Source organism: Streptomyces sp. NPDC002870, assembly GCF_042888505.1.
In the GTDB taxonomy this organism is placed as follows: Bacteria; Actinomycetota; Actinomycetes; order Streptomycetales; family Streptomycetaceae; genus Streptomyces.
Genome location: NZ_JBIAPW010000031.1, coordinates 80,442 through 98,784 on the forward strand (window position 1 = coordinate 80,442; position 18,343 = coordinate 98,784).

At 69.6% G+C, this 18,343-nt stretch carries 16 protein-coding genes; 7 read left to right on the plus strand and 9 right to left on the minus strand.

The features are described from left to right. Positions 1–95: 95 nt before the first annotated feature. Positions 96–1,373, plus strand: a complete 1,278-nt coding sequence (locus ACFYWY_RS29690) for a glycoside hydrolase family 10 protein (RefSeq protein WP_389191603.1) — start codon at positions 96–98, stop codon at positions 1,371–1,373. A 39-nt stretch (positions 1,374–1,412) separates the two neighbouring features. Here the strand turns inward: ACFYWY_RS29690 and ACFYWY_RS29695 are convergent, their stop codons facing one another. Together ACFYWY_RS29695 and ACFYWY_RS29700 are read right to left on the minus strand one after the other, a co-directional pair. Then, entirely contained in the window at positions 1,413–1,604 is a 192-nt protein-coding gene (locus ACFYWY_RS29695; RefSeq protein ID WP_389191606.1) for a DUF1918 domain-containing protein, read from the minus strand. Between the two features lie 68 nt (positions 1,605–1,672). Then, positions 1,673–2,569 (minus strand): DMT family transporter, encoded by an 897-nt coding sequence (locus ACFYWY_RS29700; protein WP_389191609.1) that lies wholly within the window; start codon positions 2,567–2,569, stop codon positions 1,673–1,675. Between ACFYWY_RS29700 and ACFYWY_RS29705 the strand changes: the two genes are divergently transcribed. Next, positions 2,568–4,007 (plus strand): PLP-dependent aminotransferase family protein, encoded by a 1,440-nt coding sequence (locus ACFYWY_RS29705; RefSeq protein WP_389191612.1) that lies wholly within the window; start codon positions 2,568–2,570, stop codon positions 4,005–4,007. The two genes, ACFYWY_RS29700 and ACFYWY_RS29705, sit on opposite strands and share 2 nt — an antisense overlap. 135 nt (positions 4,008–4,142) lie before the next feature. Continuing rightward, positions 4,143–4,718 carry a histidine phosphatase family protein gene (locus ACFYWY_RS29710; protein WP_389191614.1) on the plus strand — a complete coding sequence of 192 codons (576 nt, stop codon included), beginning with the start codon at positions 4,143–4,145 and terminating at the stop codon, positions 4,716–4,718. A 76-nt stretch (positions 4,719–4,794) separates the two neighbouring features. On the opposite strand, the gene ACFYWY_RS29715 is transcribed toward ACFYWY_RS29710, so the two are convergent. From ACFYWY_RS29715 to ACFYWY_RS29730, 4 genes are all read right to left on the minus strand, one after another. Then, a complete protein-coding gene (locus ACFYWY_RS29715; RefSeq protein ID WP_389191617.1) occupies positions 4,795–6,021 on the minus strand; it encodes an RNA polymerase sigma factor in 1,227 nt (408 codons plus the stop codon). Between the two features lie 8 nt (positions 6,022–6,029). Beyond that, entirely contained in the window at positions 6,030–6,383 is a 354-nt protein-coding gene (locus tag ACFYWY_RS29720; protein WP_389191621.1) for a YciI family protein, read from the minus strand. 333 nt (positions 6,384–6,716) lie between these two features. Beyond that, positions 6,717–8,936 (minus strand): NADP-dependent isocitrate dehydrogenase, encoded by a 2,220-nt coding sequence (locus ACFYWY_RS29725; protein ID WP_389191623.1) that lies wholly within the window; start codon positions 8,934–8,936, stop codon positions 6,717–6,719. Between the two features lie 124 nt (positions 8,937–9,060). After that, entirely contained in the window at positions 9,061–10,284 is a 1,224-nt protein-coding gene (locus ACFYWY_RS29730) for a GDSL-type esterase/lipase family protein (RefSeq protein WP_389191626.1), read from the minus strand. 229 nt (positions 10,285–10,513) lie between these two features. Between ACFYWY_RS29730 and ACFYWY_RS29735 the strand changes: the two genes are divergently transcribed. Further along, complete coding sequence (locus tag ACFYWY_RS29735; protein WP_389191629.1) at positions 10,514–11,968, plus strand: glyceraldehyde-3-phosphate dehydrogenase; 1,455 nt, start codon at positions 10,514–10,516, stop codon at positions 11,966–11,968. A gap of 170 nt (positions 11,969–12,138) precedes the next feature. Then, a complete protein-coding gene (locus tag ACFYWY_RS29740) occupies positions 12,139–13,497 on the plus strand; it encodes a pyridoxal phosphate-dependent decarboxylase family protein (protein ID WP_389191632.1) in 1,359 nt (452 codons plus the stop codon). Between the two features lie 156 nt (positions 13,498–13,653). Here ACFYWY_RS29740 and rox read toward each other — a convergent pair whose 3' ends face one another. Then, positions 13,654–15,132, minus strand: coding sequence for a rifampin monooxygenase (gene rox / locus ACFYWY_RS29745; protein ID WP_389191635.1), 1,479 nt, complete (start codon positions 15,130–15,132; stop codon positions 13,654–13,656). Positions 15,133–15,417: 285 nt separating this feature from the next. Between rox and ACFYWY_RS29750 the strand changes: the two genes are divergently transcribed. After that, positions 15,418–15,582, plus strand: coding sequence for a hypothetical protein (locus ACFYWY_RS29750; protein WP_389191638.1), 165 nt, complete (start codon positions 15,418–15,420; stop codon positions 15,580–15,582). 358 nt (positions 15,583–15,940) lie between these two features. Here the strand turns inward: ACFYWY_RS29750 and ACFYWY_RS29755 are convergent, their stop codons facing one another. Then, positions 15,941–16,516 carry a CGNR zinc finger domain-containing protein gene (locus ACFYWY_RS29755; RefSeq protein ID WP_389191640.1) on the minus strand — a complete coding sequence of 192 codons (576 nt, stop codon included), beginning with the start codon at positions 16,514–16,516 and terminating at the stop codon, positions 15,941–15,943. A gap of 81 nt (positions 16,517–16,597) precedes the next feature. On the opposite strand from ACFYWY_RS29755, the gene ACFYWY_RS29760 reads away from it, so the two are divergent. After that, a complete protein-coding gene (locus ACFYWY_RS29760; protein ID WP_389191643.1) occupies positions 16,598–17,770 on the plus strand; it encodes an epoxide hydrolase family protein in 1,173 nt (390 codons plus the stop codon). On the opposite strand, the gene ACFYWY_RS29765 is transcribed toward ACFYWY_RS29760, so the two are convergent. Continuing rightward, the gene (locus ACFYWY_RS29765; protein WP_389191672.1) at positions 17,760–18,017 is read right to left on the minus strand and encodes a hypothetical protein; all 258 of its coding nucleotides are present in this window, start codon (positions 18,015–18,017) and stop codon (positions 17,760–17,762) included. The genes ACFYWY_RS29760 and ACFYWY_RS29765 overlap by 11 nt on opposite strands. Positions 18,018–18,343 lie beyond the last annotated feature (326 nt).

An 18,343-nucleotide genomic window follows, 5' to 3' on the forward strand; every position in this document is an offset into this window, starting at 1 on the left:
CTGACGTTACTCCGGATGCATCTGTGCCCGGCGGCCAGGGGCGGGCATGCTGGGCGCAGCACGGTGACCGGCAACGAGCGCGGACGGGGCGACATATGGGGCATATCGGGAGAAGAAGGTTCGTGCTGACGGCAGCCGGAACACTCGCCGCGCTGGCGACGGGCGGAGACGCGGCCGCCCGGCCCGTCGGCTCGCCGGCCGGCGCCGCGCGACGCCGGCACAAGCCGCTCCCGGAGTTTCGCGGCATGTGGCTCGCGACCGTCTCCAATCGCGACTGGCCGTCCCTGCCCGGCCTCCCCGCCGCCGAGCAGCGCGCCGAACTCCTCGACCACCTCGACACCGCCGTCGCCCGCAAGCTGAACGCCGTCGTCCTCCAGGTCAGGCCCGCCGCGGACGCCCTGTGGCCCTCGCCGCACGAGCCCTGGTCGCAGTACCTCACCGGCGCACAGGGGGAGCACCCCGGCTGGGACCCGCTGGGGACCGCCGTGTGCGAGGCGCATCGGCGCGGTCTCGAGCTGCACGCCTGGTTCAACCCGTACCGTGTCGCGACTCACACCGACCCGTCCCGTCTGGTCGAGAACCACCCGGCCCGGGTTCACCCGGAGTGGGTCCTGCCGTACGGCGGGAAGCTGTACTACAACCCCGGCATCCCCGAGGTCCGGGCCTTCGTCCAGGACGCGATGATGGACGCCGTCAACCGCTACGACATCGACGCGGTCCACTTCGACGACTACTTCTACCCGTATCCGGTGGCCGGTCAGGTCTTCGACGACGACGGGACCTACGCCCGGTACGGCGCGGGCTTCCCGGACAAGGCAGCCTGGCGGCGGAACAACATCGACCGGCTCATCAGCGAGATGGCCGACCGGATCAAGAAGGCCAAGAAGACAAAGAGGGCCGAGAAGGACATCGCGTTCGGAATCAGCCCGTTCGGCGTGTGGCGCAACGTCGCCACCGATCCGCTCGGCTCGGACACCACGGCGGGCGTGCAGACCTACGACGATCTGCACGCCGACACCCGTAAGTGGATCAAGCAGGGCTGGATCGACTACGTCGTACCGCAGCTGTACTGGCACATCGGTTTCGGCCCGGCCGACTACGCCAAGCTGCTGCCCTGGTGGAGCGATGTCGTACGGGGCACGGGCGTCGGTCTCTACGCCGGCGAGGCCCTCTACAAGGCGGGCGACCCCGCCCAGCCCGCTCCCTGGCAGGACCCCGCCGAACTCTCCCGGCATCTCACGCTGGCGCGCACATACGCCGAGGTGGGCGGCCACTGCTTCTTCTCGGCCAAAGAGGTCATGACTGATCCGGTCGGGGCGATGGCCAGGGTGGTGGCCGACCACTATCCGGACAGGGTTCTGCCGCCCGCCTGAGGGACGAGCCGGGTCAGGGGGCCGGCCGAGGGATCCGGCTCAGCTCTTCTCGCGGTGGCGCACGACAGTGTCGGGGCCCGGAGACAGCAGCGCCTCATGCCCGTCGTCGAAGCGCACGCGGTACGGGGGATTGCCCTTCTGCCCCAGTACCTCCACGACTTCGGCGGTCTTGTCGTGCTGTCCCACGGTCCTGCCGTGTACGAGCAGCGTGTCGCCCACGTTTGCTTCCATCGGGAGTGACCTCCTCGAAGGCGGTGGTTCGTGCTTCGAGTCTACGGCCGGGGCCGGGAGTTGCACCCTCAGCTGCGGGCCCGCTGCGTCACGGCGATGCACACCAGAACCGCCACGGCCGCAACCGGGGCGGCGGGGGAGAGCCGCTCGCCCAGCAGGGACACCGACCAGACAAGGGTGAGCAGCGGCTGAGCGAGCTGGAGCTGGCTGGCCTTGGCGATGCCGATGGAGGCCATGCCCCGGTACCAGACGTACAGACCGAAGAAGGTCGAACCGGCCGCGACCCAGAGCAGTCCGACCACGCCGTGCGCCGTCAGCCGGACGGGCTCGAATGTCAGGGCGAGCGCCGATCCCGACAACGCGAGCGGCAGGCAGAGCATCAGCGCCCAGCCGATCACCTGCCAGCCCGGCATATGGCGGGCCAGCCTGCCGCCCTCGGTGTAACCGGCCGCGCAGACCAGTAGCGCGCAGAAGAGATACAGGTCACCGGTCTGGAGCGCGCCGCCGCTCTGCTGCACGGTGAAGGCGATCACCACGGCCGCGCCGGCGAGCGCGGCCAGCCAGAAGGTGCGTGAGGGGCGGCGGCCGGTGCGGACGGCCGCGAAGGCGGCGGTGGTCAGTGGCAGCAGCCCCACCACCACCGCGGCGTGCGAGGTGGTGGAGGTCTGCAGTGCGAGAGTCGTCAGCAGCGGAAAGCCCACCACGACACCGCCGGCCACCACGACGAGCCCCGCCCAGTGCCGGCGGCCCGGGAGCGGTACCCGCATCACCAGCAGAAAGCCGCCGGCGATCAGGGCGGCGAGGGTGCTCCGTACGGCGACCAGGGACCAGGGGCCGAAGCTCTCCAGGCCCCAGACGGTGGACGGGAAGGTGAGCGAGAACGCGATGACCCCGAGCGCGGCGAGGAGGGTGCCGCTGCTGACCGCTATCGAGGTGCTGTGGGTAGCGCTATCCTGTGCTGTCATGCAAGAGCGTAGCAGTGTGGCGGAATTGGCAAATGCGCTGAAGCGAGAGCTGGACCGCTACTCGCCAGGTGGGAAGCTGCCGTCGAGCCGGGCGCTGGTCGAGCGGTACCGGGTCTCGCCCGTGACCGTCTCCCGCGCGCTCGCCCAGCTCGCCGCCGAGGGTCTGGTCGTCACCCGCCCCGGCGCCGGTGCGTTCCGGACGCAGCCCCGTGCCGACACCGCCCCGGCGCCGGGGGACACCTCCTGGCAGGAGGTCACCCTCAGCGCGGACGCCGCCACCGAGCTGGTGCCGCGAGCCGTGGACGCGTCCGCGGTCCTGGCCACGCTGGCCGCGCCGCCGCCGGGCGTCGTGGAGTTCAACGGCGGCTATCTGCACGCCTCGCTCCAGCCGGAGCGGGCGATGGCCGCCGCGCTGGCCCGGGCGGGACGGCGGCCCGGGGCCTGGGGGCGGCCGCCCACCGACGGGCTGCCGGAACTGCGCGAGTGGTTCGCCCGCGGCCTCGGCGACAGCATCGGCCCCGCCGACGTACTGATCACGGCGGGCGGCCAGTCCGCACTGACCACCGCCCTGCGCGCCCTCGCACCGCCAGGCGCCCCCGTCCTCGTGGAGTCCCCCACCTATCCGGGCATGCTGGCCATCGCCCGCGCCGCCGGGCTGCGTCCCGTGCCGGTCCCGGTGGACTCCCAGGGAGTCCGTACGGAACTGCTCGCCGCCGCCTTCAAGGCCACCGGCGCCCGGGTCTTCGTCTGCCAGCCGCTCTTCCAGAACCCCACCGGCGCGGTGCTCTCGCGCGATCGCCGCCCCGACGTGCTGCGCATCGCGCGCGAGGCCGGAGCCTTCGTCGTCGAGGACGACTTCGCCCGCCGTATGGTCCACGAGGACGCGGGCCCCCTGCCGGACCCGCTCGCCGCGGACGACCACGGGGGCGTCGTCGTCCACGTCAGCTCGCTCACCAAAGCGACCTCGCCCAGCCTGCGGGTGGGCATGCTGGCTGCTCGCGGCCCGGTACTCGAACGACTGCGCGCCATCCATGTCGTCGACACCTTCTTCGTCGCCCGGCCCCTCCAGGAAGCGGCACTGGAACTGGTCGGATCGCCGGCCTGGAACCGCCATCTACGCGCCGTGGCGGCCGAGTTGAAGGCCCGTCGCGACACCATGACCGCGGCGCTGAGCCTCGGACTGCCCGAGCTGTCCCTCCCGCACATCCCGGCAGGCGGCTACCACCTCTGGCTGCGCCTCCCCGACGGCGCGGACGAGGTCACCCTGTTTTCGGCGGCTCTGCGGGCGGGCGTGGCACTGGCCCCCGGCCGCCCCTACTTCTGCGCCGAACCTCCGGCCGGGCATGTCCGGCTGAGCTTCGCGGGAGTGGCGGGCCCCGCCGAGATCGCCGAGGGGGTACGACGGCTGCGGAAGGCCTGCGACGAGGTGCTGGGCTGAGCCCCGTCCCCCGTCAGCCGTTGGCGGTCCGGGATCGGGCGATCATGAGCAGCGCCGACGCAATCGCCGGCATCCCGGCCACGATGGACAAAATCCCCCCTTGACCTGCGGGGCTTTCGCATCCACGATCGCGCCATGAGTGTCCGGATCACGCTGGTCGCCGCCGCGCGCAGTTCCTCCCTGCTCACCGAGCGGTTCGACGACGACCGGCCGCTCGACCAGGCAGGCTGGCACGAAGTGCAGCTCAACGCGTACCGGCTGGTGCCGCTCAGCGCCGCAGAGTTGCGCTACTGCTCGCCGACCGCCCGGAGCCGGGCGACCGGCGAGGCACTCGGCTTCGCGCCGATCGCCCAGCCCGCGCTGCGCGACTGCGACATGGGCCGCTGGCGCGGCTTCACGCTCTCGGAGGTCACGGCCCGTGAACCGGCGGCCGTCGACGCCTGGCTCGCCGACCCGCGCTCCGCGCCGCACGGCGGCGAGTCGCTGCTGGCGTTCATATCGCGCATAGGCGGCTGGCTGGACACGAGGCCGGCCGACGACGGCGCTTCCCTCGTCGCGGTCGCCGAACCCGCCGTCGTACGGGCGGCACTGGTGTACGCACTCAAAGCGCCGCCCTCGTCGTACTGGAACGTGGACGTCCGCCCGCTGTCGACCGTCGCCCTGATGGGGCAGGCGGGCCGCTGGAGCCTGCGCCTGGAGACGGCCGCCTGATCCTGCTCGTGCGAGCCGACGGGCCGAATGCCAAGGCCGCCCGCCGGGACCGCCGGCACGGGTTCACGGCACGCAGTCAACCTCTGCCGAGCGCCTCACGTCTGCGTCGCAGAAACGCGCGTTCCGCCTCGTTCGCGGTGCGGGCGAGCGCCGCCTCGTACGCCCGGGACGCGTCCTCGTCGCGGCCCAGCCGGCGGAGCAGGTCGGCGCGGATGGCGTGGAACAGGTGGTGCCCGTCGAGGTCGATGTCGTCGACCAGGGCCAGTGCCGCGGCCGGGCCGTCGAGCTCGGCCACCGCGACCGCGCGGTTGAGGGCCACGACCGGGTTCGGAGCGAGGGCGAGCAACTGGTCGTACAGCTGGAGAATCTGGCCCCAGTCGGTGGCCGCTGCGATCGGCGCATCGCTGTGAACCGCGTTGATCGCCGCCTGGATCTGGTACGGGCCGGGCCGATCGCGCCTCAGGCACTGGCGGACCAGCGCCTGGCCCTCGGCGATGAGCGCGTGGTCCCACCGGGAGCGGTCCTGGTCGGCCAGCAGGACGAGGTCGCCGTCGGGCGTGGTGCGGGCGGCCCGGCGTGACTCGGTGAGCAGCATCAGCGCGAGCAGCCCCTTGACCTCCGGTTCGTCGGGCATCAGCTCGGCCAGCAGCCGACCGAGGCGAATTGCCTCCGCGCAGAGGTTCTCGCGGACGAGGCGCTCGCCCGAGCTGGCTTTGTAGCCCTCGTTGAAGATGAGGTAGACGACGGCGAGCACGGCCCGCAGGCGGTCCGGGAGGTCGGCCTCGCGCGGCACCCGGTAGGGGATGCGCGCATCGCGGATCTTGCCCTTGGCACGGACCAGCCGCTGGGCCATGGCCGGCTCGGCCACCAGAAATGCGGACGCGATCTCCGCGGTGGTGAGCCCGCCGAGGAGCCGGAGGGTCAGGGCGACCCGGGAGGCGGGGGCGAGCGCGGGGTGGCAGCAGGTGAAGATCAGACGCAGCCGGTCGTCCTGCACGGGATCCTCCTGCTGGGCAGGCGTGTCGGGGGCGTGCAACAGTGCGGCCTGGGCATGCCGGTCCTGACGGGATGCCTCCCGGCGCAGGCGGTCGATCGCCCGGTTGCGGGCGGTGGTGATGATCCACCCGGCCGGGCTCGGCGGCAGCCCGGCCGACGGCCACCGTTGCAGCGCCGTGGTGAACGCGTCCTGGACCGCCTCCTCGGCGATGTCGATGTCACCGAAGACGCGGACCAGGACGGCGACCGCGCGACCGTACTCCTCGCGGAACACCCGCTCCGTCACCGACGGGGGCACCTCCGGCATGCCGGACGTCACCCACAGGTTCCGTACTGCAGCGGCCTGACCTCGATCGGGAGGGTGATCGCCCGGGCGAGCTTGCCGCCCCACTCGAGCGCGGCGTCGAGATTGGGCGCCTGGATGACGGTGAACCCGCCGATGTGCTCCTTGCCCTCGATGTACGGGCCGTCGGTGGTGAGCAGCTCACTGTCCTTCAGCCGAACCACGGTGGCCGTGCTCGGCGGGTACAGGCCGCCGGAGAACACCCAGGCGCCGGCCGCCCTGATCTCGGCGTTCACGGCCTGAAGGTCCTGCATGATCGGCTCCAGAACCTCGGGCGGCGGCGGGGCTCCGTCGGGCTGGTAGATGCTCAGCAGGTACTGCTGCATGGCGTCTCTCCTCGGTGTGGTGGCGGGCCCGGTGCCTGCCTCTCACCCTCCATACGAACGGTTTCCGGCGGGATCGACATCGCACCCGGCCGGACCGGAAGAATTTTTCGCGCATCGGCGGGCGGCCGCGGCCGCGAGGATCGAGGCGGCCGCCATGCCGCCGGTTGCTTCATTCACATCCCGTCGGCCTGATGTCCGGAAACGGAGACGGGACCGCCCCGGCCGGGCGGGATGCCGGACGGGGCGGATCACCTACAGGTACAGGTACAGGTACACGTACCGGTGCGGAACGAGGGCGGTCGCCTGCGCCGTCCCCCTTCCGCACCTGTCGCGTCAGCCGAGGATCGCGAGAGCCTCGTTGAAGGTGGTCGACGGGCGCATGACGGCCGAGGCCTTCGACGCGTCGGGCCGGTAGTAGCCGCCGATGTCGGCCGGCGATCCCTGCACCGCGATCAGCTCGTCGAGGATCGTCTGCTCCTGCTCGCTCAGCGTCTTGGCGAGGGCGGCGAACGCCTCCGCGAGCTGCGCGTCCTCGGTCTGCTTCGCCAGCTCCTGCGCCCAGTAGAGCGCCAGGTAGAAGTGGCTGCCACGGTTGTCGATGCCACCTACTCGGCGGCTGGGCGACTTGTTCTCATTGAGGAAGCTGCCGGTCGCCCGGTCGAGCGTGTCGGCGAGAACCTGGGCGCGCGCGTTGCCCGTGGTCTGCGCGAGGTGCTCGAAGCTGACCGCGAGCGCGAGGAACTCGCCCAGGCTGTCCCAGCGCAGGTAGTTCTCCTTGACGAGCTGCTGGACGTGCTTGGGCGCGGAGCCGCCGGCGCCGGTCTCGAACAGTCCGCCGCCATTCATCAGCGGGACGACCGAGAGCATCTTCGCGCTCGTGCCGAGCTCGAGGATGGGGAACAGGTCGGTCAGGTAGTCGCGCAGCACGTTGCCGGTGACCGAGATCGTGTCCTCGCCCCGGCGGATGCGCTCCAGGGAGAAGGCGGTCGCCTCGACTGGCGACATGATCTCGATCTGCAGGCCCTCGGTGTCGTGCTCGGCGAGGTAGGTCTTGACCTTCTCGATGAGCGTGGCGTCGTGCGCGCGGCCCTCGTCGAGCCAGAACACCGCCGGGTCGCCGGTCGCGCGGGCGCGGGTGACAGCGAGCTTGACCCAGTCCTGGATCGGCAGGTCCTTGGTCTGGCACATACGGAAGATGTCGCCGGCGCCCACGACCTGCTCGAGCACGACGTTGCCGGTCTCGTCGACGACCCGCACCGTGCCCGTGGTGGGAACCTCGAAGGTCTTGTCGTGGCTGCCGTACTCCTCGGCCTTCTGCGCCATCAGGCCGACGTTCGGCACCGAGCCCATCGTCGACGGGTCGAAGGCGCCGTTCGCGCGGCAGTCGTCGATGACGACCTGGTAGATGCCGGCGTAGCTGCTGTCGGGCAGGACCGCGAGGGTGTCGGCCTCCTCGCCGTCCGGGCCCCACATGTGACCGGACGTGCGGATCATGGCCGGCATGGAGGCGTCGACGATGACATCGCTCGGTACGTGCAGGTTGGTGATGCCCCGGTCGGAGTCGACCATCGCCAGCGCGGGACCCTCGGCGAGCTCGGCCTCGAAGGACGCCTTGATGGCCGCGCCCTCGGGCAGCGACTCCAGGCCCTTGAGGATGCCGCCCAGTCCGTCGTTCGGGCTCAGGCCGGCCGCGGCGAGCGCCTCGCCGTGCTCGGCGAACGTCTTCGGGAAGAAGGTGCGCACCACGTGGCCGAAGATGATCGGGTCGGAGACCTTCATCATCGTGGCCTTCAGGTGCACCGAGAACAGAACGCCCTCGGCCTTGGCGCGTGCGACCTGCGCCGCGAGGAACTCACGCAGCGCCGCCACCCGCATCGCGGACGCGTCCACGACCTCGCCCGCGAGCACGGGCACCGACTCACGCAGGACGGTGGTGCTGCCGTCGTCCCCCGCGAGCTCGATGCGCAGCGTGCCGGCCTGGGTGATGACCGCGGACTTCTCGGTGGAGCGGAAGTCGTCGACGCCCATGGTCGCGACGTTCGTCTTCGAATCGGAGACCCACGCCCCCATCCGGTGCGGGTGCGCCTTGGCGTAGTTCTTCACCGACGCCGGCGCACGGCGGTCGGAGTTGCCCTCGCGCAGCACCGGGTTGACGGCACTGCCCTTGACCTTGTCGTAGCGCGCACGGACGTCCCGGTCCTCGTCGGACTTCGGGTCGTCCGGGTAGTCCGGCAGCGCGTAGCCCTGCTCCTGCAGCTCGGCGATCACGGCCTTCAGCTGCGGGATCGAGGCCGAGATGTTCGGCAGCTTGATGATGTTCGCCCCGGGAGTCCTGGCCAGCTCACCGAGCTCGGCCAGTGCGTCATCGATGCGCTGGCTCTCCTCGAGACGCTCGGGGAAGCTGGCGATGATCCGCCCCGCCAGAGAGATGTCACGGGTCTCGACACTGACCCCGGCCGTCGAGGCGTACGCCTGGACGACAGGCAGGAACGAATGGGTCGCCAGGGCCGGCGCCTCGTCAGTGTGCGTATAGATGATGGTCGAGTCAGTCACCGGGTGCTCCGCTCCACGTCTGCAACATTGCTCGACATCAAGATATCTCGTGCCCCACCCCCTCTGGACAGGGCCCTGCCCCAGCGACCGGGCCCGGCCTGACGGGCCTGACCCGCAGCCCGTTTCAGGCACGCTCGGCGGCGAACGGGCCGCCGGAGCCGAAGGCCAGGGCGGCGAAGCGTTCGCCGATGCGGCGGTGTGTGGCGGCGTCCGGGTGGAGCTGGTCGGGCAGCGGCAGTTCGGCGAAGTCCGCCTCGCCGTAGAGGTCGCGGCCGTCGAGGTGGTGCAGGTTCGGGTCGTCGGCTGCCCGCTGCTTCACGAGGCGGGCCAGTTCGTCCCGTATGACGTTGAGGGTCAGCTTTCCGCCGGCCCGTTCCGCGGGATCGCCCGCGGCCCGGAACTGGAGCCTTCCCGCGCTGAGGTGGTTGAAGTCCGGGGCGCTGGGGCCGGGGGTGTCCTCGTGAATAGGGCACAGGATGGGCGAGACGACCAGCAGCGGAGTGGTGGGGTGGCCCTCGCGGATGGTGTCGAGGAAGCCGTGCACCGAGGGGCCGAAGGCGCGCAGACGCATCAGGTCGGTGTTGACGAGGTTGATGCCGATCTTGACGCTGATCAGGTCCGCGGGGATGTCGCGCAGGGCGCGGGCGGTGAAGGGGTCGAGCAGGGCGCTGCCGCCCAGGCCCAGGTTGGTCAGTTCCACGCCGCCGAGGGAGCCGGCCAGCGCGGGCCAGGTTGTGCTGGGGCTTGCGGCGTCGGAGCCGTGGCTGATCGAACTGCCGTGATGCAGCCACTTCTTGCGGTCCCCGACCGGTGCGGGCTCGACGGGGGCGTCGGTGCGCAGGGCGACCAGCTGGGTGATCTCGTTGTACGGCAGCCAGATCTCGACGTCCTTGACACGGTCGGAGAGGCCGGAGAACCGGACGGTGCCGACCGGGCCGGGCCGGGTTTCCGCGGACCCGGTCGTCATGTCCACCATCAGGACGTTGCCGCCGGTCACACTGGCCTGCCCGGCCAGCCGGCCGTCGACGAGCAGGTCGTACACGCCGTCGGGGCGGGGCGGGGCGCCCTGGTAGGCGTTCTTGGTGCGGAGTGCATCCAGCTCGACGGCCGTGGCCCGCGTGCGGAACACCAGCCGTACGCCGGAGGGCTGGGCCTCCGCCATGGCCAGTCGCCCGTCGGCGCACTGCGCACGGGCCCGGGCGGGCAGCCGGTGCGGCAGCACCCCGTGTTCGGTGCGCTCCAGATCCAGCGCGCCGCGCAGGAGGTCCGAGGTGATGGGCGTGGTGATCCAGTCCGTCGCCCGGGCCGCCGTGGGGGTGCCGGGGACGTCGTCGAGCCGGTCGTTCATGGTTGCATTCTGCCGGTCGGATGCATGGTCCCCCCAATGATTTTCCGCCCCCTGGTGGCCGACGGCCGATGGTCGCCGACCGCCAGGCGAATCGGGATCATCGGGATGCTCGGGATCATCCACCGGCTCAGCGCGGGCAGCCGGTGATGCATACCAGGTCGCACCGTTTGAATGATCAAAATGGCGGGGGGCTAGCATATGAGCACCGCCTAGCTCGAAAGATAAACCTGTGACTGTCAATGACGACTCGTTCACCAACTGGAAAAACCGCGAGGAGATCGCAGAGTCGATGATCCCGATCATCGGGAAGCTGCACAGGGAGCGGGACGTCACGGTCCTGCTCCACAGCCGCTCCTTGGTGAACAAGTCGGTGGTCAGCATCCTCAAGACCCACCGATTCGCCCGGCAGATCGCCGGTGAGGAACTTGTCGTCACCGAAACGCTGCCGTTCCTGCAGGCTCTCACCACGCTCGATCTCGGCCCTTCCCAGATCGACATCGGCATGCTCGCCGCGACGTACAAGGCCGACGGCCGCGGTCTCTCGGTGGAGGAGTTCACCGCCGGGGCCGTAGTCGGCGCCACGGGTGCCAACAAGATCGAGCGCCGCGAGTCGCGCGACGTCGTCCTCTACGGGTTCGGCCGCATCGGCCGCCTCGTCGCCCGCCTGCTCATCGAGAAGGCCGGCTCCGGAAACGGCCTGCGGCTGCGCGCCATCGTCGTCCGCGGGGGCGGCGGCCGGGCCGCCGAGGATCTCGTCAAGCGCGCCTCGCTGTTGCGCCGCGACTCCATCCACGGGCAGTTCCAGGGCACGATCACCGTCGAAGAGGCGAAGAGCACGATCATCGCCAACGGCAACGAGATCAAGGTGATCTACGCCAACGACCCGTCGGAGGTCGACTACACGGCGTATGGCATCAAGGACGCCATCCTCATCGACAACACCGGCAAGTGGCGCGACCGCGAGGGTCTGTCGAAGCACCTCCGCCCCGGTATCGACAAGGTCGTCCTGACCGCGCCGGGCAAGGGCGACGTCCCCAACATCGTCCATGGCGTCAACCACGACACGATCAAGCCGGACGAGCAGATCCTGTCCTGCGCGTCCTGCACCACCAACGCGATCGTCCCGCCGTTGAAGGCGATGGCGGACGAGTACGGCGTCCTGCGCGGCCACGTGGAGACCGTCCACTCGTTCACCAACGACCAGAACCTGCTGGACAACTACCACAGCTCCGACCGCCGCGGCCGCTCGGCGCCGCTCAACATGGTCATGACCGAGACCGGTGCCGCCTCCGCCGTCGCCAAGGCGCTGCCCGACCTCAATGCAAGGATCACCGGCAGCTCGATCCGCGTCCCGGTGCCGGACGTCTCGATCGCGATCCTCAGCCTGCGGCTCGCACGCGAGACCACCCGCGAGGACGTCCTCGACTACCTCCGCAACGTGTCGCTGACCTCGCCGCTCAAGCGTCAGATCGACTTCACCACCGCCCCCGACGCGGTCTCGAGCGACTTCATCGGCTCGCGCCACGCCTCGATCGTCGACGCCGGCGCCACCAAGGTCGAGGGCGACGACGCGATCCTCTACCTGTGGTACGACAACGAGTTCGGCTACTCCTGCCAGGTCATCCGCGTCGTCCAGCACGTATCCGGGGTGGAGTATCCGACCTACCCGGTTCCGGTGGTCTGATCTCGGCGGACTGTCCGATCCGCTGTCCCGGCAGGCGGGGCGGCGTGTGTGGGGGGCAACCGATCCCGATCGGCGGCCGGTTGCTCTCCCCTGCACGGTGATCAACGCGTCGGAGTGACCGTGCGAGTCATGTCTTGCGGGGCGGCTGCGGCTGTCTCATAGTCCGAGGTATGGACGCGCGCGAAACGGCGCTCCGAGCGGCATACGGCCATGCAGTCCGCTGGCTGGCGAGCCTTTCCGATCGCCGGGTTCCCGCCCGCGCTTCGGTCGACGAGATCGTGCGCGCGCTCGGTGTCGAACTGCCCGGCGGTCCGAGCACGCCCGCCGACGTCGTCGACCTGCTGGCCACGGCCTGTGAGCCGGGGCTCACCGCGTTTCCCGGCGGCCGCTTCTACGGGTTCGTGGTCGGTGGCACCGAACCGGCCGCGCTGGCCGCGGACTGGCTGGTCAGCGCCTGGGACCAGAACTGCGTGATGCGCGCCGTCTCGCCCGCGTACACGGCGGCGGAAGACATCGCCGGCGCGTGGTTGCTCGATCTGCTCGGCCTTCCGAGCGACAGCGCCGTCGGCTTCACCACAGGTGCCACGATGGCGAACTTCACCTGCCTCGCCGCCGGGCGCGACGCGGTGCTGCGCCGTACCGGCTGGAACGTCGCCCGCGACGGACTCGCAGGTGGGCCAGGTGTACACGTCATCGTCGGCGAGGACCGCCACATGGCCATTGACCTGGCGCTGCGCTACCTGGGGCTCGGCAGACCGGAACTGGTGAAGGCGGACGATCAGGGACGCATCGAGCCCGACGCCCTGCGGCACACCCTGGCGGCGGGCGGGCAGAGGCCCACGATCGTGATCCTCCAGGCCGGAGACATCCATTCCGGCGCCTTCGATCCCTTCGTCGAGACGATCCGTGCCGCTCGCGAGGCAGATGCATGGGTGCACATCGACGGCGCCTTCGGACTGTGGGCGGCCGCCTCCCCGGCTTACGCACACCTGACGGCGGGCTGCGCATACGCCGACTCCTGGGCGACGGATGCCCACAAGACCCTGAACGTCCCCTACGACTGCGGCCTCGCCATCGTGCGCGACCCGTTCGCGGTCCGGGCAGCGATGGGCCTGCACGGCGACTACCTCATCCAGGACGAACACGGCGACCCCATCGACAAGGTCCCCGAGCTCTCCCGGCGCGGCAGAGCCTTCACCGTGTGGGCCGCACTCAGGTCCCTCGGCCGAACAGGGGTGGCCGACCTCGTCGAGCGGCTGTGCCGGCACGCCTCCGCGTTCGCCGCCGGCATCGCCGAGATCGACGGCGCGACGGTCCTCAACGAAGTGGTATTCACTCAGGTCTGCGCCGAGTTCGGCAACGACGAACGCACGGAACAGGTACTCACCCGGCTGCTCGACGATGGCACGGCGTGGATCAGCGGCTCCACCTGGCACGGCCGTCGCGTCATGCGGATCTCGGTGAGCAACTGGTCGACGACCGACGACGACGTGACGCGCGCGCTCGACGCGATCCGCGCTGTGACGTAGCGATGCAGTTGGCCCCTCAGCGCATTCGAGTCGGCCCCGCCGAGCACCGTGGTCGGCCCGGCCTGGTGGCGCGCACTCAGCGGGAGGTACGGCACCGGACCGTGCCGAACCCGGCGGGAGACAGGTCACATCTTTTCGAACCCCAACTGCGCGCTTTCAGCTGACGGCAGCGCCGAACCACTTGGGCAGCCGGCTGAGCAGATCCTGCTGATCCTCACCGACCCACGCCACGTGGCCGTCCGGCCGCAGCAGCACCGCGGGCGCGTCCAGTTCCTCGCTGACGTCGACGACGTGGTCGACCCGATCCGCCCAGCCCTCCACCGAGAGCGCGCCGGTCTGGTCGAGCAGCACGCCGCGGCCGCCGTGCATCAGCTCGTAGAGGCGCCCCTGCTTCAGCTTCACGTCCCGCATCCGCCTGCCGAGCAGTACGTGGCCCTCGCCGAAGTCGTAGCGGACCCCGACCGCGGTGATCATCTCGGTCACGTACCGGTTCACCTCCTCGAAGTCCATCAGCTTCGAGAACAGCTCCCGCAGCGCGGTCGCACCCGGATCGGTCCCCAGCAGCGTGATCTGCGCGCGGGTGTTGTCCAGCACGCGGGCGCCCACCGGGTGCCGTTCGGCGTGGTAGCTGTCCAGCAGCCCCTCCGGTGCCCAGCCGTTGACCGCGGCGGCCAGCTTCCAGCCGAGGTTGAACGCGTCCTGCACGCCGAGGTTGAGCCCCTGCCCGCCGGTCGGCGGGTGGATGTGCGCCGCGTCGCCTGCCAGCAGCACCCGGCCGACCCGGTAGCGCTCGGCCTGCCGGGTGGCGTCGCCGAACCGGGACAGCCAGCGCGGCGAGTGCACGCCGAAGTCGGTGCCCGCGAACGCCCGCAGCTGCTTCTTGAACTCCTCGAGGGTCGGCGCGGTCGCACGGTCCTCGGCCACCCCGTCGGCGGGCACGACAACGCGGCACACCCCGTTCTCGCTGGGGCTGACGCCGAACCGCAGTTGGGTCTTGCGCACTTCCTCGACGACGGCGGCAATCGTCGCCGGATCCTCGGTCACCTCCATTTCGCCCAGCAGCGTCTCGACCGTGGCGGGCACGCCGGGGAAACCGACGCCGAGCAGCTTGCGCACCGCACTGCGGCCGCCGTCGCACCCGACGAGGTAGCGCGAGCGCAGCTGCGTGCCTCCCCCGCCGGCTACGCCCTCATTGGCGGGGGTGCCCCCACTCGCCAGCTCGACACTCACCCCGGCCCTGGCCCCGTCTTCGGACTGGCTCAGCCCGACCACTTCGCAGCCGCGCCGGATCTCGGTACCGAGTTCGACGGCGCGCTCGTTGAGCAGCCGCTCGGTGACCGGCTGCGGGGTGGCGACGCCGTACGGGTGCGCCGTGTCCAACCGGTCCGGCCATGGCTTCATGATGCCGCCGAAGAGACCGCCGACCTGGAACTTCTCACTGACCGCGAGGAACCGGTCCAGCAAGCCGCGCTGGTCCATCATCTCGACGCTGCGCGCGTGCAGGCCCTGCCCGCGGGACTGCTCGGTCGGCTCGGTCAACTTCTCCAGCACGACCACGTGCACGCCGTGCAGCCGCAACTCGGCGGCCAGCATCAAGCCGGTCGGTCCGCCGCCGACCACGATCACGTCAATCATGAAATCCCCCATTCAACGAGATTGAATTTCGGCCGGCCGCTCCGCGCAGTCCGGGCGGCACGCACACCCGCACCTCCGCGCCGAGTCCCCGCAACCGCACCGCGAGTCCCGCCGGCGGTTCGGCGTCCCCGCGCGCCCCCTACGTCGACAACGACACACGCACTTCGCGAATCTGCTATTTCCGCAGGTTCCGGCCTCGGCCGATGATTCTGCGGCACGACCCCGGTCTTGCCGCAAGCCCCCCGGTGCGCTATACGTTGAAAGTGGCAAGGAGTGGTTATCTCCTTGCCTTTTGTCGTCCGCTGTGGACGGACAAGCTCCTCCCGAAGCGGTGACGCGCCGCGTACGGCGATGCCGGCGGAGGAGTTCGTCGCCGCGCCGCACGAGCGCTGGGCGGAGCTCGCCAAACGCCTGCACGGCACCGAGCACGCCGACGACGACACCACCTGAATTCCGGGTGCCGTTAACGAACCACCTATGCGCTTTCTGTGACCGAGAACTTTAGTTGGCGAATCTCGGCGGTGGATGCTCACTGTCCGTGAGTGTCGTGGTGAGGCGGTCCGACGTCGGCAGGAGTGGCTGGAGCCAGCGTGTTGCTGCCGACGGCTTGGCTCCGGGTGGCCTCGATGAGCGTTGAGCGGGACGCGATCACTGTGATGTGAGCGGCTTGCCGGCTCATCAGCAAACGTAGACGTACTGATTGAGGTGATCGAAGGCGACGGAGGCTCTCAGTGGTGCCGTTGGGCTGCACCCAACGCGACAGATGTGTCGTAGGCGTGGGACCCAGTTGGGTGCACCGGGGTAACGATCACTCCGCTGATCTGGGGTTTTTGCGCTGGTTGGCATTGAAGCGCGCTTTCTTCTGACGATTGCCGCACGTGTTCATGTCGCACCATTTGCGGGTGCGACTTTGGCTGGTGTCGAAGAAGGCGGCTTGGCAGGTCGGTGAGGCGCACAGGGCCAGTTTTCCGTCTCGTTCGCCCGAGATGATGCTGATCGCGTCGGCGGCGATCACGCTGAGGGCGTCTTCCACGCAGGAAGCCGAGCTGAGCTGCCATTGCCGCTTGCCCTCGGGCGTCAGGATGGCCGCGGCCCGACCCTGAGCACTGCGGTTATTGATGACGTGGACGGCAGGTGCGGGGAGAGCGTCCTGGATCGCGGCTGCTGTCGCGGCGGCGTGAATCGACTCCCTCAGTTCCCGGGCGAGGTCGAGCTGGGCGGTAGTGCAGGAGTCCACGGCGAGGCCGTACACGGCCAGCCAGTCGACGAGTCGCTGCGGCGTGGGAATGCGCTCCACTGCGTCGCCATGACGCTCCGACAGAGTCCCCGTGAAGCTGGTCGCCAGCACCGAACCGAGGCGGAAGTCAGGGAAGCCAGCGCGCATGGAACCACCTTAGCTGGTTGCGGCGCGGCTCGGAGAACTGTTAGAACCGTCTTAGCCGGTTCCACGAAGCCAGGAGGTCTCATGCCCCGTCCGACCAGCGACGTGCAAGCATTTGAAGCCCACGCAACTGACGCCGACCTCGACGATCTGCGCGTGCGACTGGCCGCGGCGCGACTGCCGGAGGCTGAGACGGTTCATGGCGCCGCGCCCGGCTCTCGCCGGTGGGAGCAGGGCGTTCCTCTCGCCGATCTCGTCGATGTCGTGAACTACTGGCGCACCGGGTATGACTGGCGGTCTTTCGAAGAGCGCCTTGACCGGATCGGCCAGTTCCGCACGACCATTGATGGTCTGGGAATCCACTTCCTGCACCGCCGATCCGCGCGCGCGGATGCCACTCCTCTGATCTTGACGCACGGCTGGCCGGGCAGCATTGCCGAGTTCACCGATGTAGTGGAGGAGTTGGCGGATCCGAAGGATGCGGAAGCGCCGGCGTTCCACGTCGTGGTCCCGTCGCTGCCGGGCTTCGGATACAGCGACAAGCCGGCCACCACCGGGTGGGGAACCGAAAAGATCGCGGCCGCATGGGTCGAACTGATGGGAAGGCTCGGCTACAGCAAGTTCGTAGCCCACGGCGGCGACTGGGGAGGCAACATCACCACGGTCCTCGGCGGCAGGTTCCCGGCGCACGTTCTCGGCATCCACACCACGTTCGCGGAGGCGCCGCCCGGGTTGACGACGGACGGGCTGACGGCGGTCGAGCGCCAGTGGACCGAGGAAACCCGCGATTTCTGGCACCACCGCGCGGCGTACGCGAAGCAGCAGGCGACCCGGCCGCAGACCATCGGCTACTCACTCGTCGACTCACCGGTCGGGCTTCTTGCCTGGATCCTCGACAAGTTCGCCGAGTGGTCAGACACCGAAGACAGCCCGTTCGAGACGATTTCCAGGGACCGCATTCTTGACGACGTCACCCTGTATTGGCTGACGCGGACCGGCGCATCGTCGGCCCGCATTTACTACGAAAGCCACAACTCACTCGACCCCGAACTCCGGGTCGACGTCCCGTCAGCGATCACTATGTACCCCCGCGACATCGAGAAGAGCCCGCGCACCTGGGCACAGGAGCGGTACCGCCAGATCGTCCGCTGGAGGTCACCAGAAACCGGGGGACATTTCCCGTCGCTGGAGGTCCCCGAGTATTTCGTCAAAGACCTACAAGAGGGCCTCGCGGCAGTGCTGGCCGCTAATCGGTGAACGCGGCTGGGTGCCGGCACTCGATCACCGCCTGATCCGGCTCAAGGAGTTGCCCGACGGCTTCCAGACCGAGTTCATCGAGACGGCAGAACGTGGTCAGAACCTGCCACGTCGAACTCCACCGATGCGGCCAGCCGTCCCCGAGCAGCAGCCGTCCCCGCAGAAGGGCATCCCCGTCGTACGCCGTGACCAGCTGATCCAGACCACTTGAATCCGACGGGATCTTCGCGCTCGCTGCCTCGCTCACTCACCCACAGCAGCACCATGTGACCGAGAACTTTAGTTGGCGAATCATGGTCTGAGACGCGCAGGTCGGGAGCGCATGGAGAATTCTTGTTGGCGAATCATGAGAGGGATAGTTGGCGAATCATGATTGCAATCGTTCACTCTCTGTCACTGGTGGTAGCTCTACCAGCGACGACACCAGCGAGAGGTGAGTGTTCCGCATTAGGCTTGCGAGATGACGGACTCGACTAGCTACTTGCCCCTGAAGAAGTCGGGGCTGCCGGCGGTGTGACGCGTTGGGGAGAGCTGGTGGAGCCATCGGTTGGCCGGGACAGTTGACGTGGGTCA

Bases quoted from the DNA above. Each gene is read 5' to 3' on its own strand.
- ACFYWY_RS29715 (WP_389191617.1), bottom strand. From the start codon at position 6,021: ATGCCGGAGGTGCCCCCGTCGGTGACGGAGCGGGTGTTCCGCGAGGAG.
- rox (WP_389191635.1), bottom strand. From the start codon at position 15,132: ATGATTGACGTGATCGTGGTCGGCGGCGGACCGACCGGCTTGATGCTG.
- ACFYWY_RS29760 (WP_389191643.1), top strand. From the start codon at position 16,598: ATGCCCCGTCCGACCAGCGACGTGCAAGCATTTGAAGCCCACGCAACT.
- ACFYWY_RS29710 (WP_389191614.1), top strand. From the start codon at position 4,143: ATGAGTGTCCGGATCACGCTGGTCGCCGCCGCGCGCAGTTCCTCCCTG.
- ACFYWY_RS29730 (WP_389191626.1), bottom strand. From the start codon at position 10,284: ATGAACGACCGGCTCGACGACGTCCCCGGCACCCCCACGGCGGCCCGG.
- ACFYWY_RS29755 (WP_389191640.1), bottom strand. From the start codon at position 16,516: ATGCGCGCTGGCTTCCCTGACTTCCGCCTCGGTTCGGTGCTGGCGACC.
- ACFYWY_RS29720 (WP_389191621.1), bottom strand. From the start codon at position 6,383: ATGCAGCAGTACCTGCTGAGCATCTACCAGCCCGACGGAGCCCCGCCG.
- ACFYWY_RS29695 (WP_389191606.1), bottom strand. From the start codon at position 1,604: ATGGAAGCAAACGTGGGCGACACGCTGCTCGTACACGGCAGGACCGTG.
- ACFYWY_RS29700 (WP_389191609.1), bottom strand. From the start codon at position 2,569: ATGACAGCACAGGATAGCGCTACCCACAGCACCTCGATAGCGGTCAGC.
- ACFYWY_RS29740 (WP_389191632.1), top strand. From the start codon at position 12,139: ATGGACGCGCGCGAAACGGCGCTCCGAGCGGCATACGGCCATGCAGTC.
- ACFYWY_RS29690 (WP_389191603.1), top strand. From the start codon at position 96: ATGGGGCATATCGGGAGAAGAAGGTTCGTGCTGACGGCAGCCGGAACA.
- ACFYWY_RS29705 (WP_389191612.1), top strand. From the start codon at position 2,568: ATGCAAGAGCGTAGCAGTGTGGCGGAATTGGCAAATGCGCTGAAGCGA.